Origin of the sequence: Thermicanus aegyptius DSM 12793 (assembly GCF_000510645.1) — a bacterium.
Classification (GTDB): Bacteria; Bacillota; Bacilli; order Thermicanales; family Thermicanaceae; genus Thermicanus; species Thermicanus aegyptius.
Genome location: NZ_KI783301.1, coordinates 1,772,162 through 1,791,250 on the forward strand (window position 1 = coordinate 1,772,162; position 19,089 = coordinate 1,791,250).

The 19,089-nt window shown below is 46.0% G+C and carries 20 protein-coding genes and 1 riboswitch; of the genes, 4 read left to right on the forward strand and 16 right to left on the reverse strand.

Features of this window, described 5'->3' with window-relative positions:
• The first annotated feature begins 65 nt into the window (after positions 1 to 65).
• Positions 66 to 1,346 carry a stalk domain-containing protein gene (locus THEAE_RS0109495; protein ID WP_028987282.1) on the forward strand — a complete coding sequence of 427 codons (1,281 nt, stop codon included), beginning with the start codon at positions 66 to 68 and terminating at the stop codon, positions 1,344 to 1,346.
• Positions 1,347 to 1,480: 134 nt separating this feature from the next.
• Here the strand turns inward: THEAE_RS0109495 and THEAE_RS22020 are convergent, their stop codons facing one another.
• From THEAE_RS22020 to THEAE_RS0109525, 5 genes are all read right to left on the reverse strand, one after another.
• A complete protein-coding gene (locus THEAE_RS22020) occupies positions 1,481 to 2,011 on the reverse strand; it encodes a hypothetical protein (protein ID WP_005586520.1) in 531 nt (176 codons plus the stop codon).
• 338 nt (positions 2,012 to 2,349) lie between these two features.
• Positions 2,350 to 3,297: an aldo/keto reductase family protein gene (locus THEAE_RS0109510; protein ID WP_028987283.1), complete on the reverse strand. Its 948-nt coding sequence runs from the start codon at positions 3,295 to 3,297 to the stop codon at positions 2,350 to 2,352.
• Between the two features lie 169 nt (positions 3,298 to 3,466).
• Entirely contained in the window at positions 3,467 to 4,294 is an 828-nt protein-coding gene (locus THEAE_RS0109515; protein WP_028987284.1) for a MetQ/NlpA family ABC transporter substrate-binding protein, read from the reverse strand.
• Positions 4,295 to 4,311: 17 nt separating this feature from the next.
• Complete coding sequence (locus THEAE_RS0109520) at positions 4,312 to 4,977, reverse strand: methionine ABC transporter permease (RefSeq protein WP_005586517.1); 666 nt, start codon at positions 4,975 to 4,977, stop codon at positions 4,312 to 4,314.
• The gene (locus THEAE_RS0109525; protein ID WP_005586516.1) at positions 4,967 to 6,004 is read right to left on the reverse strand and encodes a methionine ABC transporter ATP-binding protein; all 1,038 of its coding nucleotides are present in this window, start codon (positions 6,002 to 6,004) and stop codon (positions 4,967 to 4,969) included. Before THEAE_RS0109525 ends, THEAE_RS0109520 begins: the two co-directional genes overlap by 11 nt.
• Before the next feature lie 153 nt (positions 6,005 to 6,157).
• A riboswitch (SAM riboswitch) is annotated at positions 6,158 to 6,270 on the reverse strand.
• 190 nt (positions 6,271 to 6,460) lie between these two features.
• On the opposite strand from THEAE_RS0109525, the gene lexA reads away from it, so the two are divergent.
• The gene (gene lexA / locus THEAE_RS0109530; protein ID WP_028987285.1) at positions 6,461 to 7,075 is read left to right on the forward strand and encodes a transcriptional repressor LexA; all 615 of its coding nucleotides are present in this window, start codon (positions 6,461 to 6,463) and stop codon (positions 7,073 to 7,075) included.
• 113 nt (positions 7,076 to 7,188) lie between these two features.
• On the opposite strand, the gene glnA is transcribed toward lexA, so the two are convergent.
• The 6 genes from glnA to ytvI form a co-directional block, all read right to left on the reverse strand.
• Entirely contained in the window at positions 7,189 to 8,523 is a 1,335-nt protein-coding gene (gene glnA, locus THEAE_RS0109535) for a type I glutamate--ammonia ligase (RefSeq protein ID WP_005586514.1), read from the reverse strand.
• A 99-nt stretch (positions 8,524 to 8,622) separates the two neighbouring features.
• The gene (locus tag THEAE_RS0109540) at positions 8,623 to 9,039 is read right to left on the reverse strand and encodes a MerR family transcriptional regulator (protein WP_005586511.1); all 417 of its coding nucleotides are present in this window, start codon (positions 9,037 to 9,039) and stop codon (positions 8,623 to 8,625) included.
• 77 nt (positions 9,040 to 9,116) lie between these two features.
• Complete coding sequence (locus tag THEAE_RS0109545) at positions 9,117 to 10,385, reverse strand: methionine gamma-lyase family protein (RefSeq protein WP_028987286.1); 1,269 nt, start codon at positions 10,383 to 10,385, stop codon at positions 9,117 to 9,119.
• 70 nt (positions 10,386 to 10,455) lie between these two features.
• Positions 10,456 to 11,397 carry an AAA family ATPase gene (locus THEAE_RS0109550; protein WP_005586509.1) on the reverse strand — a complete coding sequence of 314 codons (942 nt, stop codon included), beginning with the start codon at positions 11,395 to 11,397 and terminating at the stop codon, positions 10,456 to 10,458.
• A gap of 83 nt (positions 11,398 to 11,480) precedes the next feature.
• Positions 11,481 to 12,641 carry an iron-containing alcohol dehydrogenase gene (locus THEAE_RS0109555; RefSeq protein WP_028987287.1) on the reverse strand — a complete coding sequence of 387 codons (1,161 nt, stop codon included), beginning with the start codon at positions 12,639 to 12,641 and terminating at the stop codon, positions 11,481 to 11,483.
• Between the two features lie 15 nt (positions 12,642 to 12,656).
• On the reverse strand, positions 12,657 to 13,817 hold the full coding sequence (ytvI, locus tag THEAE_RS0109560) for a sporulation integral membrane protein YtvI (RefSeq protein WP_028987288.1): 1,161 nt from the start codon (positions 13,815 to 13,817) through the stop codon (positions 12,657 to 12,659).
• 179 nt (positions 13,818 to 13,996) lie between these two features.
• Here ytvI and THEAE_RS20615 point away from each other — a divergent pair, with 179 nt between their 5' ends.
• On the forward strand, positions 13,997 to 14,857 hold the full coding sequence (locus THEAE_RS20615) for a polysaccharide deacetylase family protein (RefSeq protein WP_084213510.1): 861 nt from the start codon (positions 13,997 to 13,999) through the stop codon (positions 14,855 to 14,857).
• 108 nt (positions 14,858 to 14,965) lie between these two features.
• On the opposite strand, the gene THEAE_RS22980 is transcribed toward THEAE_RS20615, so the two are convergent.
• Positions 14,966 to 15,109: a hypothetical protein gene (locus THEAE_RS22980; protein ID WP_156920589.1), complete on the reverse strand. Its 144-nt coding sequence runs from the start codon at positions 15,107 to 15,109 to the stop codon at positions 14,966 to 14,968.
• Between the two features lie 33 nt (positions 15,110 to 15,142).
• Complete coding sequence (locus THEAE_RS0109575; protein WP_028987289.1) at positions 15,143 to 15,487, reverse strand: hypothetical protein; 345 nt, start codon at positions 15,485 to 15,487, stop codon at positions 15,143 to 15,145.
• A 259-nt stretch (positions 15,488 to 15,746) separates the two neighbouring features.
• On the opposite strand from THEAE_RS0109575, the gene THEAE_RS0109580 reads away from it, so the two are divergent.
• Complete coding sequence (locus THEAE_RS0109580) at positions 15,747 to 16,247, forward strand: inorganic diphosphatase (RefSeq protein WP_028987290.1); 501 nt, start codon at positions 15,747 to 15,749, stop codon at positions 16,245 to 16,247.
• 67 nt (positions 16,248 to 16,314) lie between these two features.
• Here the strand turns inward: THEAE_RS0109580 and THEAE_RS22580 are convergent, their stop codons facing one another.
• The 3 genes from THEAE_RS22580 to THEAE_RS0109595 all read right to left on the reverse strand — a co-directional run bounded on the left by THEAE_RS22580 (position 16,315) and on the right by THEAE_RS0109595 (position 19,063).
• On the reverse strand, positions 16,315 to 16,452 hold the full coding sequence (locus THEAE_RS22580; protein ID WP_005584200.1) for a YqzM family protein: 138 nt from the start codon (positions 16,450 to 16,452) through the stop codon (positions 16,315 to 16,317).
• Positions 16,453 to 16,616: 164 nt separating this feature from the next.
• On the reverse strand, positions 16,617 to 18,353 hold the full coding sequence (locus tag THEAE_RS0109590) for an ATP-binding protein (RefSeq protein WP_005584202.1): 1,737 nt from the start codon (positions 18,351 to 18,353) through the stop codon (positions 16,617 to 16,619).
• A complete protein-coding gene (locus tag THEAE_RS0109595; protein WP_028987291.1) occupies positions 18,350 to 19,063 on the reverse strand; it encodes a response regulator transcription factor in 714 nt (237 codons plus the stop codon). Before THEAE_RS0109595 ends, THEAE_RS0109590 begins: the two co-directional genes overlap by 4 nt.
• Between the last annotated feature and the right edge of the window lie 26 nt (positions 19,064 to 19,089).

Here is a 19,089-nt window from a genome sequence, read left to right on the forward strand (position 1 = left end):
ACGAGTGACATGAGGGGCCATTATGATATAATTCTCGAAGAGGAATCGATTAGGAGATGACCGCTATGAAACCAAAAAAGAAGATTTATAGCCTTACGCTGATCGTTGCCCTAGTCATTTTCATAGTATCCAACTCTTTTGCACAGGCTGAGAGCAGTGAACAAGGGAAAATCAAAGTCCTCATCGATGGGCTCCCCGTAACTTTTGATGCTCCTCCTATAATTCAAGATCAACGTACACTCGTTCCTTTTCGGGCCATCGCCGAAGCATTAAACATAAACGTAAGCTGGGATGAGAAGACCCGGACCGTAAGCGCAACCGATGGAATGAATTCGGTCAGATTGCAGGTTGGGAATAAAACGGCCTATCGGAATGATACCCCTATCCTTCTTGATACCGCCCCGATTCTTCTTGATGGGAGGACGCTCATTCCCGTACGGTTTTTTAGCGAAGCCTTTCGTTGTGACGTCGTATGGGATGGAGCTCGTAAGACGGTACAGATTACCTCGCCTGCAAAAGAAATGAATCTGATAGGTTTTTATGCTTTAGGAGATAAAGAAACAAGCAGTTGGACCGACCTTTTCAGCGTACCCTATCCCGAAACAAGTATCGGAAACACCGACATCGTCAGAGAACTGGCTTTAGGTTGGTATAGCGTCGACAAGGAAGGAAACCTACTTACCAAAAGCAAGACCGGTTGGCAAAGGCCGGACGGGTGGGAAAAAGTCCTGGAAACATCGAACGAGTTTCACCTGAGAACCGAGATGGTAGTTCACGCAACGGACGGGGATGGCACCCTCTCTTCTCTATTAGGCGATAAGACCGCGATGGAGAGAGTCGTAAATCAGATTGTGGCAGAAGCGAAGTTATTTGATGGAATAAACCTAGATTTTGAGGGTTTAGGTTTTAAAGATACCGATGAGCAACGTAGAAGCGTACAAAATCGTTTTTCGGAATTTGTGCGCCTATTAGCGGAGGAGCTAAAAGCGATGGACAAAACCCTAACACTAACCCTCCATGCCCCCAACAGCGCCTACCCGGGATATGATTATAAAACTTTAGGGGAAATAGCCGATAAGATCATCGTTATGGCGTATGATTATGGTACGAAACCGGAACCCATCAACCTGGTCGTCCAAGCGGTGGAGATGGCTAAAAAAGATGTGCCTTCCGATAAACTCATCTTAGGAATCTCCGCACCTACCGAGACCGCGGAAAGTATGTTGACCAAGATTGGAGTCGCGAAACGATATGATCTCGATGGGATTGCCCTCTGGCGGTTAGGGGTTATTTCGGATGAGATGTGGAAAAATATAAAAACCAGCATTCTACCAAAATTGAACTAAATTCCAGGAAGAGCGATGGAAAGGCAGGAAGCCCGATCTCATTTGAGCATCGAGCTCTCCTTGCCATCTTAAGCCCTTTTTACATGGCTATATGGCGATGTTTCGTTGCAAGTATGGCTCATCTGAAGTATGGTTTATCCGTTATCCTGCTGGACATAAGGGCAAACTCCGCCATTTCCCTGGCCAACTCCTCCGGCTCCATGAAGTCCTCCGCCGGCAGCACCTCTATCCATTCCTTTGCCAAAACCTTGGCCATTTCCACTTTTTCCTGCCCAGTCGGGCTTACCCACGGTGGTACGTTCGACGCTTGCTTTTATCCTCGTCTCCATCTGGGAGAGCATATAATCCGCTTGTGTTTGAGTCATCTTCCCGTCTTTCACCCATTGGTCAATCTGGTCCTTTCGAGCAGCCATAGCCTCTTGGATTAGTTTTTCCTCCGTTACCCCCTTCCCTTCAGCAATCTGAGCGAGCGATTTCCCCTGAATGCGTTCTGCTTGGATTTCTGCCGGTGTCATACCCAGAAGTTTGGAGAAGGTATCCAGGAGATTCCCCCCCAAAGATCCGACTCCGTTTCCATGGTTAGGTCCTGCCGCCCAGGCAAAAGCCGGAATGGCCACCACCAGAATGAGTGCCAGGGCCGTTACCATTGCCGCTCCTTTTTTCATCTTTCATTCCTCCTTTGGTTTTTATTCGAGGTTTCCCTCTCGATTTGATCATAGCAGGAGAACCTTTATTTCTTATCGATCCATTCTTAAGAAAATCTTAAGATGGGTGCACGATCCTCGGAAAATCACTCCGGTCTAAGGAACTCTTGGCCCTTTTAGCCGCTGTGATGGTTAACCGCCGACTCCGTTGCCCCAATGAAGTAAGATTTTCATATGTTCATAAAAAAAGTTCGATCTCGGTGAGGAGATCGAACTTTTTCTTTATAAGGGTTTCCTTGGTATCATTTACTCGGGTTTCCGGATCAATCAACCACAAGTCCACACGTTACGGTGTGCGATTAGGCCAAGATCTCTTCGATTTGATCCAATACCTCTTGGGAAAGCTTGATACCGGAAGCCTTCACATTCTCTTCGATCTGAGAAGGCCTTGATGCTCCCACCAGGGCGCTGGCCACATTCTCCTGACGCAAGATCCAAGCCAGTGCGAGTTGGGCGGTGGTGATTCCCATCTCCTTGGCGATCTTGTTGATTTTATCCACCTTCTTTAACATCTCTTCCGTCATGAAACGTTGGATAAAGGTATTAATCCGCGGATCCGCCGCCCTCGTTCCTTCGGGAATCGGTTCTCCCACCTTATATTTCCCGGTAAGAACTCCTTGAGCGAGGGGAGAGAAGACGACTTGACCAAAACCCTCCTTCATGCCCAGCGGAATGATCTCCTTCTCGATATAACGATTCAGCATGTTATAAACGGGTTGATTTACCACGATTCGATCGAGGAGATAGCGGTCGGCAATGTGTAATGCCTCCCGGATCTGTTCGGCGGTCCATTCACTGACGCCAATATAAAGCACCTTTCCCTGACGGACGAGGTCGTCAAAAGCCCGCATGGTTTCATAAACGGGGGTTTCCGGATCATAACGGTGACAGTAATAGATATCGACATAATCTACCCCTAAGCGCTTCAGGCTGGCGTGGGCTTGTTCCATCACATGCTTGCGGGAAAGACCTCGGTCATTCACTCCATCGCCCATCGGCCAAAATACCTTGGTGGCAAGGACATAGGACTCCCTGGGAAATGCCTTTAGGGCTTCTCCGACGACCTTTTCCGCCTCTCCCCCGGCATAGACATTGGCCGTATCGAAGAAGTTGATCCCCAGTTCGTATGCCCTATGTATGGTGGCGGTCGCCGTCTCTTTTTCAACCGTACTCCCGTAGGTTAGCCAACTGCCAAGGCTGATTTCACTCACTTTAAGGCCTGTTTTTCCTAATCTGCGATAATTCATGGAAATCCTCCCTTACCCCATTTTCGTCTTCTATTATACATCGATTCCTACTTCAAGCCAATGCGGGAAGGTTACTCTTGGAATAAAATAGAGCCCCCATGAAGAGAGCTCTATTGTTGGAGAACGATACATTGAATGATCGTGCTTCATGGTCGCGAAGAAAAAGTTTCTAAAAGAGTTTCTGGGCCGGTACAATTGCTCCTTTATATTTCTCCTCGATGTAGTTCTTTACCGCATCGGAAGTTAAAACCTCCGCCAATTTTTTGATCTTTGGATCATCCTTGTTGTCGGTACGGGTTACGAGAATATTCACATAGGGAGAATCCTTATCTTCTAAAATTAAAGCATCTTTTAACGGATTGAGGCCTGCTTGAAGGGCGAAGTTGGTGTTGATCACCGCAATATCCACCTTCGGATCTTCAATGGCCCGGGGAAGGAGGGGAGGATCCATGGAGAGGAAATTATAATTCTTCGGATTCTCTGCGATATCCTGAAGTGTACCATTGGTTCCTACTCCCTCTTTCAGTTTGATGAGGCCGTTTTTCTCCAAAAGGGCCAAGAAGCGCCCTAAGTTTGACGGGTCGTTGGTCACGGCGATGGTGGCTCCATCAGGCACTTGATCGATGGAAGTGTATTTCTTCTCTTTATTGGAATAGACGCCGACCGGTTCAATGTGAACCCCTGCTACAGGAACGAGGGTATACCCTTTCTCCTTGTTTGTTGTCTCCAGGAAGGGAAGATGCTGGAAATAGTTGGCGTCCAGTTGCTTCTCCGCCAGCTGTGTGTTGGGAAGTTGATAGTCTTGGAAGGTTACAACCTCCAAGGTAATCCCTTGCTTGGCCAGTTCAGGCTTTACCACGTCATTGAGGATTTCTGCATGGGGGACGGGTGTGGCCCCTACCTTAAGGACATTTCCTCCGTTTCCACCGGTTCCGCCACAGGCGGTTAACGAAATCACGAGGAAAATTGCAGTTAGAAAAAAGACGATTTTTTTCATTCTTGCCCCTCTCTTTCTTATCTTTTATCTATCGCACGAACTAAGCGGTCTCCAATGGACTGCGTTAGTTGGACGATCAAAATAAGTAGAACGGTGGTAACGAGGAGTGTATCGTTTTGGAAGGAATTATAGCCTAAATTCCAGGCCATACTTCCTAACCCTCCCCCCGCTACCAAACCCGCCATGGCGGAATAGCCGACAAGGCCTACGGCCGTAACGGTAATCCCTGAAATAATCCCCGGGAGGCTCTCAGGAAGGAGAACCTTTAAGATGATTTGCCAGCGATTTGCCCCCATCGCCTGCGCCGCTTCAATCACACCCCGATCCACTTCTCTCATGGCGCTTTCCACCAATCTTCCCACGAAGGGAGCTGATCCTGCAATCAAGGATAATATGGCGGCATTGGGACCGAATGAACTGCCGATGAGGGCTCTGGAAACAGGTATGGTCCAAAGAATGAGTACGATATAAGGAACGGACCGGAAAATATTCACCAACGTTCCAACCATTTTGTACAAATAAGGATTTGGAGAGAGATGCCCCGGGCTTGTGATGATAAGAATGACACCGATGGGTATGCCCAACAAGGTGGAAAAGAAGAGGGAGAGACCGACCATGTAGAGGGTTTCTAATGTAGCCCAAAGAATGGCCGGATAATTGGCAATAACGTGTTCAAAACTCATCTTTCCCCACCTCCTCTCCATCCATATGTTCTACCCGAATATGGTGGTCCCTTAGATATTGAATCGCCCTCTCCTGTTCCTTCGCATCACCGGAAAGTTCAAGGATAAGAGAGCCGTAAGAGGTTTGTTGAATGCGGTTGATTTTCCCTTGCAAAATGTTCACATCAATGTCAAATCGTTTAATCATTTGACTTATAATCGGCTGCTGCGCATTTTCCCCCAAAAAGGAACATTGGATGATCCTCTTTCGATGATTAGGGGAGAGAACTTCTTCCCACTGATGTAAGTCCATCACCTGTTGAACAAATTCCTTCGTTATGTCGGCTTTAGGATTGCTAAACACTTCAAGAACCGTCCCCTTTTCCACGATGCGGCCTTTTTCTAAGACGGCCACGCGATGGCAGATCTTCTGTACCACATGCATTTCATGGGTGATGAGAACAATGGTGATCCCCAATTCTCGATTGATCTTCTGCAAGAGTTCCAGAATCGAATCGGTGGTTTTCGGATCCAAAGCAGAAGTGGCTTCATCGGAAAGAAGAAGGTTTGGTTCATTAGCTAGGGCCCGGGCAATACCTACCCTCTGTTTTTGCCCTCCACTCAGTTGGGACGGATAAACATGTTCTTTATCCTCAAGTCCGACCAAATGCAAAAGTTCCTTAACGCGTTTTCCAATCTTCTCCTTAGGCCAGCCTGCAATTTCGAGGGGGAAGGCGATATTGCCGTAGACCGTTCTGGACCAAAGCAGGTTAAAATGTTGAAAAATCATGCCGATCTTTTCTCGTCGCTTCCGCAGTTCTTTATCGGAGAGGGAGAGCATCTCTTCGCCGTTTATCCATATTTTCCCCTGTGAGGGTTTTTCCAATAGGTTAAGCATGCGAATTAACGTGCTCTTACCTGCGCCGCTGTAGCCGATAATCCCAAAGATTTCACCCGGATCGATCTCCAGGTTGATTTGATCCAAGGCGATGATTCCATCCCCTTTTTTTAGAGGAAATTGCTTTGATACATTTTCTAAACGAATCATGAAATTACGCTCCTATTTTACCAGTGTTCCATAATGTGACTCCCAACGTAACCCGACACCCATCGATTTCCGCATCCCCAAAAATAAAGGTTGCGATCAGATGATACAAAAAAACCTTTCTGCAGATAAGCAGAAAGGGGGTTGTTTCTACTTCTCTTATCTGCCAGAACAGCATGTTCTGCAGGAATTGGCACCATTGCAGAAGCTAGGAATCTGCCGGTTGCCGGGTTTCATAGGGCCAGTCCCTCCACCTCTCGTGATAAGATCATCACAACTATTCAATTCCTAACGCTTATTGATAATACCTTGTTCTATTCTTCTTGTCAACAGGGAAAAAAAGAAAATCATTTTCCACTTTTTATGATTAAGGAACACGTGTTACGGAACTTTTGTTTGTTTTATAGGAATTAGGATGATATAATAAACTCAAAAGTTTACGAGGATGGGGTGGTTAACGTGAAGAAGTTATCCAGTCGACAGCGGGAAATTTTAGAGTTTATCAAAAAAGAGGTACAAACGAAGGGATACCCACCCTCTGTACGGGAGATCGGAGACGCCGTAGGCCTTGCTTCCAGTTCCACGGTTCACGGACATCTGACGAGGTTGGAGAAAAAAGGATTGATTCGCCGCGATCCCACGAAACCGCGTGCGATTGAGATCCTGGACGGAGATCGGAAAAAAGAGTTTTACCCGATCGCGCATGTCCCGATCGTTGGAAAAGTGACCGCCGGTGTCCCCATTACCGCTGTCGAAAATATCGAAGAATATTTCCCCCTTCCCCTCTCCATGGTAGGTGACGAACAAGTCTTCATGCTGCTGGTTGAAGGGGACAGCATGATTGAAGCGGGCATATTGGATGGGGATTATGTGATCGTGCGTCAGCAAGAATATGCCAACAATGGAGAGATTGTGGTCGCCATGACCGATGAAAATGAGGCAACGATAAAGCGCTTTTTTAGAGAAAAAGATCACATCCGCCTGCAACCGGAAAATTCCCGTTTGGAACCGATTATCCTTTCCAACGCTACCATTTTAGGCAAAGTGATCGGTTTATATCGTAAAATCGAATAAAAAGCCCCCCTTCTTTCGCTTGTGAAGGCAGCATTCTCTCGGTCATTAGGAAGAATAGGAAAAGGCTCTATGGGAATTTTCCCATAGAGCCTTTTCGTTCCGTTCACAAGCAATTAATAGGAATGAATGTATTGATCCCGTTCCCATTGATGGACTTGGGTCCGATAAATATCCCACTCAATCTCTTTTGCCTCTACGAAATGGGTTAAGGCATGATCACCCAAAGCGGCGCATAAAATCTCATCCGACTTCAGGTTTTCAATCGCCTCTTTTAAATCTGCGGGGAGCGTTTCGATCCCTGCCTCGATCCGTTCCATATCACCCATCTTATAAATGTTCCGATCGGTTGACTTAGGTGGGGTCATCTTATTCTTTATGCCATCCAACCCCGCTTTTAAAAGAACGGCCAACGCAAGATAGGGATTCGTGGAGGGATCAGGATTTCTAACCTCAAGGCGAGTGCTTAATCCCCTGGCTGCAGGAATCCGAATCATGGGACTTCTGTTTTTGGATGACCATGCGACGTAAACAGGGGCTTCATAGCCGGGAACGAGCCGTTTATATGAGTTCACCGTCGGATTGGTGATGGCTGCAAAATTTCGGGCATGAGCTAAAAGGCCGGCCATAAACTGATAAGCGGTCTCCGACAATCCTAGAGGGTCTTTCTCGTTATAGAAGGCATTTTCCTTCCCCCTAAACAAAGAAACATGGCAGTGCATGCCGGATCCATTAATCCCATGAAGGGGTTTAGGCATAAAGGTAGCATGAAGGTTATGTTTGCGGGCAACCGATTTTACAACAAGCTTAAAGGTTTGGATATTGTCGGCTGTCGTTACGGCATTGGCATACTTGAAGTCAATCTCATGTTGTCCTGGAGCTACTTCATGGTGGGAGGCTTCGATCTCAAAGCCCATCTCCTCAAGGGTTAAGACGATATCCCGTCGGCAATTCTCTCCGAGATCAACAGGCGCTAAATCAAAATACCCCCCTTGGTCATTTAAATCAAGGGTCGCTTCCCCATCGGCGTTTGTTTTAAATAAAAAGAACTCGGGTTCAGGGCCTACATTAAATGCGGTGAACCCCATCTCCTCCGCTTCCTTTAGCACCCTTTTCAAAATTCCCCGGGGATCACCGGAAAATGGAGTCCCATCCGGCATGTACACATCACAGATGAGGCGGGCGATTTTCCCTTCTTCAAAGGACCAAGGAAGAATTAACCAGGTGTCCAGATCTGGATAAAGGTACATATCCGATTCTTCGATGCGCACAAAACCCTCGATGGAAGATCCGTCAAACATGATCTTGTTGTCTAAAGCTTTTTCCAATTGGCTTCGTGGAATCTCAACATTTTTAATGGTACCGAACAGGTCGGTAAACTGAAGCCGAATAAACTTCACATCCTTCTCATCTGCAATTTGTAAAATTTCTTCCTTTGTAAAACGACTCATGGTCCCCCTCCTACTCCTATACTCAATCTATTTGGAAACTGCCCGAAAGCAGGAATTCCCTCTCCTTATTTTTTTCTTTTTATCGTATGGTTCTCTCCTTTAGTGAAAAAAACGGGACAATTCACCTCGGATCAAAAGGTCTCGGTTAGCGGGGCCTTCTGCAAACAATTGATCCCGAAGCATTTTGAGAAGCTCTTTTTCCGATAGCTCCTTCTCTTCCCCTTTTATTTTTCCTCTCTGATCCTCTTTATCCATTTCTAGGGTTTCATTTTCTTCCTTTAATTTAAGAACCTGTTTAATACCTGCAATATTTAAGCCCTGGTCAATGAGTGACTTTATCTCCAGAAGACGTTCCACATCGTTAAATGAGAAAAGGCGTTGTTTCCCTTTATTTCTCTGGGGAGTGATCAGCTCTTGTTCTTCATAATATCGGATTTGCCTGGCGCTGAGTTGAGTGAGCTGTGTCACGATGCCGATCGGAAACAAGGGTTGGGTCCTACGGAACTGGTCGTTCAATCCATTCCCTCCTTCCTAATAGGGTACATTTCTATTCTATTCTTGATAACATTTGGTGTCAATATATGTTATATAATTTAACACTTTACCATTCTTTTTTCCAGTAGTCGATCTACCGCTGTCAGAACGGCTACTTTCACGTGGGCAAAGGTTAATCCCCCTTGAACATATCCTGTATAAGGAGGACGTAATGGGCCGTCTGCCGTGAGTTCAATGCTGGAACCCTGGATAAACGTTCCGGCCGCCATGATGACACGATCCTCGTACCCCGGCATAGGGTTAGGCACAGGTTTAACGAAGGAGTCCACCGGCGAAGCCGATTGGATCGCTTGGCAGAAGGTGATTAGGGTATCAGGATCTCCCAGTTCTATCGATTGCACCAGATCGGTGCGAGATTGATTCCATCGAGGGTTAACAGAGAAACCTATTTTTTCAAGGAGCGCGGCGGTAAACACCGCCCCCTTTAGTGCCTCTCCCACAATGTGGGGGGCTAGAAAAAAGCCTTGAAACATTTCATGGAGGCTGTACAAGGTAGCCCCCCCCTCCGCCCCAATCCCTGGAGCCCCAAAGCGGTAAGAAGCAAGCCGTATCGCCTCTTCGCTACCCACCAGATAGCCACCGCTCTTTACGATTCCCCCTCCGGGATTTTTGATGAGGGAGCCGGCGATGAGATCGGCCCCTACATGGGTGGGTTCCCTCTCTTCCACAAATTCTCCGTAACAATTGTCGACGAAAAAAAAGAGATCCCGCTTCATTTTTTTTACAAACCGGACAGCTTCACCTATTTCTTCTATCGATATGGAAGGTCTCTCTTCGTATCCCCGCGATCGCTGAAGTGCAACCACCTTCGTACGCGGGGTGATGGAGGCAGCAATTTCATCCCAGTTTAAGGCTCCGTCAGGAGTGAGGGGAATTGCCTTATAGGTCACCCCCCACTCCTGCAAGGATCCCATATTGACTCCCCTCGAACCGATCACTTCTTCCAATGTATCGTAAGGCTTGCCGGTAATGTAGAGCAGCTCGTCACCGGGTCTTAAGAGTCCAAAAAGGGCAATGGCGATCGCATGGGTACCCGATAGGATTTGAGGACGAACGAGAGCCTTCTCTCCCCCAAAGACAGCGGCATATACTTCTTCCAGTTTCTCTCTCCCTGCATCACCATACCCGTACCCGGTGGAGGGAGTAAAATGAAAAGTAGAAACCCGCGCCTCTTGAAATGCTTTGAGGAGACGATACTGATGCACCTCAGTTCGCCGATCTATTTCCTTCCATAATGGGGCAATTTCCCGCTCGATCTCCCCCACCCACTCCCGCAAAAGAGAACCGTTTTTAAAAAACTGATAGATATCTTTTTCCATGTGAGTCGTTCTTCGATCCTTCCCTCGCCTAAATTTCTTATTCCCCTTGCTAAAAGGTTTAATTCTCTTTAAAATCTTCTGCTCGTAAGGTCATGAGGACCTCACGGTTGAAATAACTTTGTTTTAGAATTCGAACGGCATGGTGCCGAATTGCCCTTTCAATTAAATTTCGAACAAAGCGGGCATTGCTAAAAGGAGTAAGGGGGTCGGTCATAAAACGTTGCAGGATCTGTTTCATTCGAAAGCGGCCATTGACATCAATTCGGTATTCACGGTTTTCACACATCAAATCACCGATCTCCAACAGTTGTTCCAGGGAATAATCGGGAAAATGAAGTTGTATGGGAAAACGCGAGGGGAGGCCAGGATTGGTTTGCAAAAAGCGCTCCATTTCATCCTCGTAACCCGCCAGGATGAGGACAAAACTGTTGCGGTAATCTTCCATGCCCTTCACCAGAGTATCGATTGCTTCTCGACCAAAATCCTTTTCTCCACCCCGGGTGAGGGAGTAAGCTTCATCAATAAAGAGAATCCCTCCTAATGCCCGCTTCATCATTTCTCTCGTTTTTTGAGCGGTATGACCAATATATTCCCCGACCAGATCGGCCCTTTCCACTTCAACGAGGTGTCCTTTAGACAAAACCCCCATTTCACGGAAAATATTCCCTAAGATACGGGCCACCGTCGTTTTTCCCGTTCCCGGGTTCCCACGGAAGATCATGTGAAAGACCTGTGGCTCGGTCTTTAGGCCTAACTCACTTCGCTTTTGATTCACGTAGAGGAGGGCAAAGATTTCAAAGATTAAACGTTTTAATTCTTCCAAGCCGACCAGACGATCCAATTCCTGAATCGCCTTTAGTAATTCCACTCGTTCTTTCAGTTCAGGATAAGATAAGGCAATATCTGTAAAAGATTGGGATAAACGATTCGTTTCTTTGGCAGAGTCTATAACGACGGACAATTGGCGGGAACTCGTCTGGGTGATATTGGGTCTCGACAATTTCCCCACCTCGCTTCTAAGGCTCCTTTACCCTATGCATTAGCCCAGGTTCATGTGCTTGAAGCCTGAATCCGTCCGTTGCCTCATAACGCCATGCGATAGATGGCCCGTGTCTCCTCCTCGCCCAGCACCTTAAACCTCCCGTATTTCCCCCTGGCCATCGCCTTTTCCACCATCAGTTCCAGTTTTGAATCATCAATCTTATAATCGGAGAGGCGGGATGGGGCTCCAATGCTCTTCCAGAATTCCTCCAGTCGGGATATTCCTTCCAACCCAATCTCTTTATCGGTTCGTCCTTTTTCCTCAACGTGGAAGACGCGAACGGCAAATTGTCTGAAACGAGCCGGATTTTCATCGATGACAAATCTCATCCACTGAGGAAAGAGAATGGCTAATCCTCCGCCATGGGGTATATCATAAACGGCTGAAACCGCATGTTCGAGATTGTGCGTAGCCCAATCTCCTTCCACACCCATGGAGAGGATTCCGTTTAATGCGATGGTTCCACTGTATAAAATGGTCTCCCTGTATTCATCATTGGTGAGATCCTCCAGAAGGAGAGGAGCGGTCTCTATAATCGTTCTCAATACCCCTTCTCCCATACGATCTTGGAGGGGTGTATTAGGGGTATGGTGAAAGTACTGTTCAAAGACATGGGACATCATATCAACAATCCCATAGACGGTTTGATCTCTCGGTACCGTTTTAGTAAACTCAGGATCCAATATGGAGAATCTAGGATAGATGAGAGGACTTCCCCATCCATATTTTTCTTTTGTTTCCCAATTGGTAATCACCGAGCTATTGTTCATCTCGGAACCCGTAGCCGCGAGCGTTAAAACCGTCCCAAGGGGCAACGCATCCCTTGCTTCATCTTTGCGGGTAATAATATCCCAGACATCTCCATCATACTTCGCCCCCACGGCAATCGCCTTCGTGGCATCGATGACGCTCCCTCCTCCAACGGCAAGGAGGACATCAATTTTTTCGTTCCTGCATAGTTCGACTCCCTTATGTACGGAGCTAAGGCGGGGATTTGGTTCAATGCCCGGAAGTTCAAAGAGAATAAACTGATTTTTTAAAAGGGAGAGGATTTCATCATACAGCCCATTCCTTTTAATGCTCCCTCCCCCATAAACGAGAAGTACTCGTTTCCCGTATTTCTCTAGTTCTTGGGGCAATGTTTTTAATTGTCCCCGGCCAAAAATCAGCTTGGTCGGATTGTGAAAAGAAAATGGACGCATCGTAAAAATCCCTCCTTATTTTTTTTCCTCTTTATTATCCACCTTTCTCTCCTTCTTTTCAATTGGGAGAAAAGAGAGGGGATCTCCCTCCGTATCGTATTCCCCCTCCGGAAGGTGAATCCAGCGGGCAAAATATCCGTGATCATAAAGGGCTTTCATGAGAATCACCAGAATCGGGGAGAGGATTAACCCGGCGACACCAAAGAGAGAAGTGGAAAGGATCACGAAGGAAAGCATCGTAAAGGCGGAGACTCCGAGCGTTTCCCCCATGATCTTAGGCTCTGCAAACTGTCGAAATAGGATGACCACAAGCCACAAAAGGGTGATCCACAAGGCAAGAGTGAAGTTTTTCACGATTAAGAGATAAATGATCCATGGAATAAAAAGGGTGGAGACCCCTAAGATGGGAAGCAGGTCAAAAATAGCAGCCAATAAGGATATGGAAAAGGCGTTTCCAACCCGGAGGATTAAAAGGCCGATAAAAATGATCAAAAAGGTGAAGGAGATCAATTTCAATTGTGCTTTTAAATAAAGAAGAATTCCTTTTAAAACATTTTCTCTTAAGAAAGTAAATGCATTCATAAAGGTTTTTGGCGTTTTCTCCTTTGCCATCTTCTGCAAATTGTCATATTCTAGGCTTAAAAAGAAGGAAAGGATGAGGCCCATGCCAAAATTGAATAGGAGAGCAGGAATGGAGGTAAGCATGCGAAAAAGGGACAAGAAGAAGGAAGAGAGGAATTGGGAGCTTTTCTCCGCGATGAGCATCATATATTGCTGCAGTTTCGTTACATATTCTGTCGGAAGATTTTCAAGTGAGCCTCTTAGTTGATTAACCTGTTTGATCACTTCCTCTTGAAGCAAGGAGAAATAAGTAGGAATGGAAAGGGAGAGCTGATAAACCTCGGTGGTGAAAATGATCCCACCTGTTACCACCACCCCTAAAAGGACTGCGATAAAAAGAAACATGGCGATGGAGGTGGCGAGCAGCGGCTTAAGACCTCTTCGCCTCAAAAATTGAACAAAAGGGTGAATGAGCAAAAAGATTACGAAGCCTATGAAGATGGGCTTTGCGATAGAGTAGAGATAACTAAAGATCACCATGATGAGATAAACCGTAAGAATAATAAGAGCTATATCAAAGACGGTACGGGCATATCGTTTGTAAAACTGAAGCATGTTCCATTCTCCGTTCGATGAAATCATTGGGTTTCTATCTACATCTTAGACAAGAAGGGATCGGTTCAACCGAACCGGAAGATGAAGAATCTAGATTTTTCCTGAAATCTCCCTATTTCCAATCTCCTAACGGTTCGATAATATAAAAATAAGAAATTTTTTCCCGGAGGGGATCAAACATGAAAAGGTTTTTTGGGCTATTCTTCTTTCTTCTATTCACCATTTTTCTCTGGATCGCCGGATGTGGTAACGGAAATCCTTCTTCCGTGGTCCCGTCAGAAGATGGGGCCTCCCCTTCCCCTTCTCCCCCCTCTCCTTTGCAGTCCTCAGATTCTGTGGTGCCACCCACCGATTCACGCCACTCCCAGGAGACTTCCACCTCCAATGCGCCGGAAGAATCTTCTCCTCCTTCAACCGGCTATTATGTGGACGACAAAAGTTTCATCCGTCCCGTCGATCCTGACCGGAATAAGGAAAAGATCCTTCTCCTCACTTTCGACGATTCCCCCTCCGGCAAATCAACCACTAAGATCCTCGACATCTTGGACAAGTATCATGCAAAGGCGATTTGGTTTGTCAACGGATACTACGCAGAGAAACATCAGGACCTTCTCAAGGAGATTCATGATCGGGGAAATCTGATCGGAAATCACACCTGGTGGCACGAGAATCTGAAAAAAATATCCCCGGAGAAGACGAAGGAAGAGATTGTTTCGCTCAACGACTTGATTGAAAAAGTGACGGGAGTTCGCCCTGTCTATTTTCGCCCTCCCTTTGGCGTAAATTCTGAAGCAGCCTTTAACGTCTTAAAAGATGAGAAGATGCAGTCGATGAATTGGACCTGGGGATCCTTGGATTGGGTACTAAAGAAACCGGCAGAGATCGAGAAAAATGTACTGGATCACGTAAAGAGTGGCTCAAACATCCTCTTTCATGATAAGGAAGTGACTGCAGAAGCGTTGGAAGCCATCTTGAAGAAATTATCCGATGAAGGGTATCATTTCGTCCTGCCGACGGAAGTGAAGGTGAAATCACCATAGAGAGAACGCTTTCTGTTTCATTGTATGTAAATCCCAGGGAAAAAAGTAATGCTTTTCACCCGGTGCATGAAACCCATCTCGTAGGCTCTTTATTTTTTCAATTCCTTGCTACGAACCGCAATACCACATGACGATGCGAAACCGGGTATCCTTCTTTTTCACTTCATAGCGTATTGTCGTCCCCTTTTTACCATTTCCTTTTTCATTTTGTACAGGATTTTTATTTGTTTTCCCCTTACCGATTTCAATCATACCTGTCTGCTTCCACTTTCTCCCTTTCCCCTTTCACAGGGGTATATCCATTGAGATCGATCCCTTTGGAGAAAGGGGGATGCTAGGATAGGCGCCAGGAAGGAAAGGAGGTGTTCCCTCCTTTTGAATGGATAAAGAAGAGGAAGAAAAGAAGGGAAGTGAATGATTGGAACCTTTGGTATAGAAATAGAGAAAGAGAGTTATTAAAAGAGCAACAAAGAGGAGAAAGAGAAGAAAAGTAAAAAGGGGCTTCTCAAAAAAAGATTTTGGTTTTGGATGGGTGATCTTCCGGGAAGGTAAGGAGGAGACATCTCCATCGTTCTTATTTTCCATCTCTTTTATCTCTTCATTTCCAGGATTGTACAGTACATCTTTCATTCTTCATTCCACCTTAATCCATACCGTTGATTCCCTTATCTTTTTTCCAATCTTACCATATCACATTCGGAAGGAGAAGAGAAGGAAGGGTTGAAAGAGAAGAGAATAAGAAAAAAGACCTCCTGCCAGGGAGCTCACAGGAGAGGAAGATCAAAATAAATTTCATTAAACTTCTTAACTTTTAAAATGGATTTTGTGATGCTTCCTCTTTTTTGGTATAATAACCTTTGTGTATGAATGCCTTATAGGAGGGAAACGTATGACAGGAACAAAAAAAGTTGTGGATGCTCTGATTGAAATTCCTACCGGAAGTCAGAACAAGTATGAATTTGACAAGGAACGGGGAGTTTTCGTTTTGGACCGCGTTCTTTATTCCCCCATGCATTATCCGGCGGAATATGGATATCTGCCCAATACCCTCGCTTTAGATGGAGATCCGTTGGACATCCTCGTCCTCACCACTTTTCCCACTTTTCCAGGTTGCATGATCAAGGCCAGGGTCGTAGGAGTCCTCATCATGTCCGATGATAAGGGACAGGATGAAAAACTGCTGGGTGTTCCGGAAGATGACCCGCGGTGGGATGAGGTGAATAGCCTAGACGATGTACCCTCCCATCGCTTAAAGGAAATCGCCCACTTTTTCCAGGTCTATAAAGATTTAGAGAATAAGAAGACTGAGATTGTTGGATGGGAAGGAACGGAAAAGGCGATTCAGCTCATCGATGAATGTTTGCAACGCTATCGGGAAAAACATGCATAGGGGCCTTAAAAGGAAGGAAAAATCGAGCAAAGGACCGTTGGACGGTCCTTTTGCCTATTTTACTAACCTATTTTACTAAAAAGAATTGAAGAATCATGGCAAGGATCCCAATTCCCAAGAAGAAACCGAATCCAACGAGGAAGCCTGTAATCGCATCGGTGAGGTCGTTTTCATTTTCTATTCTGCTCTTCATCTCTTCCGTCATCTTTATCCCTCCTCAACAAATTGACTTAAGATGATTATACCACGCGGTGAACTCTTAACCAAGAGTTCGGTTCAAAGCCCCACTCTCACCTCACACTATTTCCCCGGCAAGCGCAAAAGTTGAACTTTTCTTCCCTGTTTTTCTTCCCTTCGACAGAATAAGGCTCATACTTCTTCGCACGGGATCTGGATGATAAACGTTGTCCCCTTTCCCACCTTGCTCTGAACGAAAATTCTCCCCCCGTGCGCCTCAACGATATTTTTTACGATGGCTAATCCTAACCCGGTCCCTCCGGAATTTCCTCTGGTTCTTGCTTTATCCCCTTTATAAAAGCGTTCAAAAAGGAAAGGAATATCTTCCTCCGCGATGCCGCTTCCTGTGTCCGTCACTTCAAGGATAAGCATTCCCTCTTTTTTGTTGGCCGAAACCAGGATTTCTCCACCGTAGGGAGTATAGCGAAAGGCATTATCGATAAGATTGGTCAATACTTGTTCCATCCGGTCCGCATCAATGTAAACCAGGTCATTTTGTTGGAGATGAAAAAATTTGAGTTGTATTCCCTTATCTTTGGCCAAGGATTGAAACTTGCGGTTTACCTTTTGCAGTAATTTGTCCAGGTGTACGTCATCACGGTTTAATTCAAAATGGCCTGCTTCCATTCTGGCTAAATCTAATAGTTCCCGTACCAACCTCCCCATCCGTAATGACTCATCGTAGATAATTTTAACCAATTCCATGCGATCTTCTTCAGTTTCCGCCACACCGTCGAGAATGGCTTCGCTGTAACCTTGCAGCATCGCGATGGGGGTTTTTAACTCATGGGATACATTGGCGATAAAGTCACGCCGCAATTTATCCATTTGCTTTTCATAAGTAACATCCCGGATAACGGCTACCGCTCCATTTAATTCATTCCTTTCATAGAGAGGGGTAGCGACTACCGCAAGATAATGGCCGTTCATCTCAAGAATCTGCGTCGTCTCTTTATTCTCTCTCATCGCTTTATCCAGGATTTCTTCAACTTTGGTTGGCAATCGTTTCCTTCCCGTCTGCCATGCGAAAAGCATCTCTTCGGCCAGCGGATTGATGATCTTTATTTCCTTTTCGATATCAACGGAGATTACACCATCCCCCATGCTCTTTAAGATCCGGTCTAACCGATCTTTTTCATACTGCAGCTCGGTGATCGTTTCATCGAGTTGAGTGGCCATGTGGTTAAAAGAACGGGATAGTTTTCCGATTTCATCGTGAAATCCGATCGATAAGCGTTGATCCAATTCTCCTTCGGCAATCCTTTCCGCCGCTTCTTGGATCTGGCGCAGAGGGCGCGTAATCCTTCGGGTCAGGAATAGGGCAAAAAAAGTGGTGAAAAGAAGGGATACTCCTATGGCATAGAGGATAATCCGATTAATACCTGCTGCCGTAGCACTTACAACCTTCATGGATTCATAAATGATGACTAAAACTCTCTCATCCTTTAAATCGTAGGATGAAGCGATTACGAGTAATTCGGTGTACGTTCTCTTTCCCTCGATAAGGAGAGGATAGGTTTCCCGATAAGCGGTCTTCCCTCCTTGCCATGCTTTCGTTACCCGCTCATCTTGAATGATCTCCTTAACAGGGGAAGGGAGAACTTCCCTGTTTTCTTTCGTGACGACAAATAACTTCCGGTTTTCATTTTCGAAAAGCTGGGTAAGATAGCTTAAGGCAGAGGGCCAGTCGTTGCTGTTATTAAGAACATGGGCCACCGAGTCGGAAATCAGCATCAGATCCTTCGACTCTTGATTATTGGCGTAACGTTCAAACATTTGCGTGAGTAACAACCCCAAAACGATCAGGATGAGTGTAACAAATCCTAAAATCGTAAGCCACAGCTTCCCGACCACGCTTCTAAAGATCACTTGGTCGGCACCTCTAATTTATAGCCCACTCCCCATACGGTTCCAATCATATGGGCTGCTTCCGGCGATACCTTGTTCAGTTTTTCCCTGAGGCGTTTAATATGGGTATCTACGGTTCTAAGATCACCAAAGAAATCATACTGCCATACGTCTTTCAACAGCTGCTCCCTGGTGAACACTTTGTCGGGAGTTTGGGCCAGATAATAGAGAAGTTCATATTCTTTAGGGGTAAGATTAACCTCCACCCCATCTGCCATCACCCGGTGGGCGTCATGGTTAATGGTTAGGTGGGGAAAGACGATCGTCTCCTTGGAATTGGCCGTATTCAGATAAGCGGTGGCAGAGGTACGCCGCAATAAGGCACGAACGCGGAAGACGACCTCCCTCGGGCTGAAAGGCTTCGTTACGTAATCATCGGCTCCAGCCTCAAATCCTTGAATCCGATTGGCTTCCTCACCTTTTGCAGTGAGCATGAGCACCGGGGTTGATTTTTTCTCCCTCAATTTCTCACATACCTCGATCCCATCCATTCCGGGGAGCATGAGATCGAGGAGGATAATATCATAGTCTTTTTCTAAAGCCATTTGCAATGCTTTCTCCCCGTTATCCGCCTCTTCAATCTCATACTGTTCCCGTTCCAAGTACATTCTCAACAGTCTACGGATTCTTTCTTCATCATCAACAACGAGAACTGTAGGCGTTTTTTTCAATTCCAAGCGAATACCCCCCTAACATT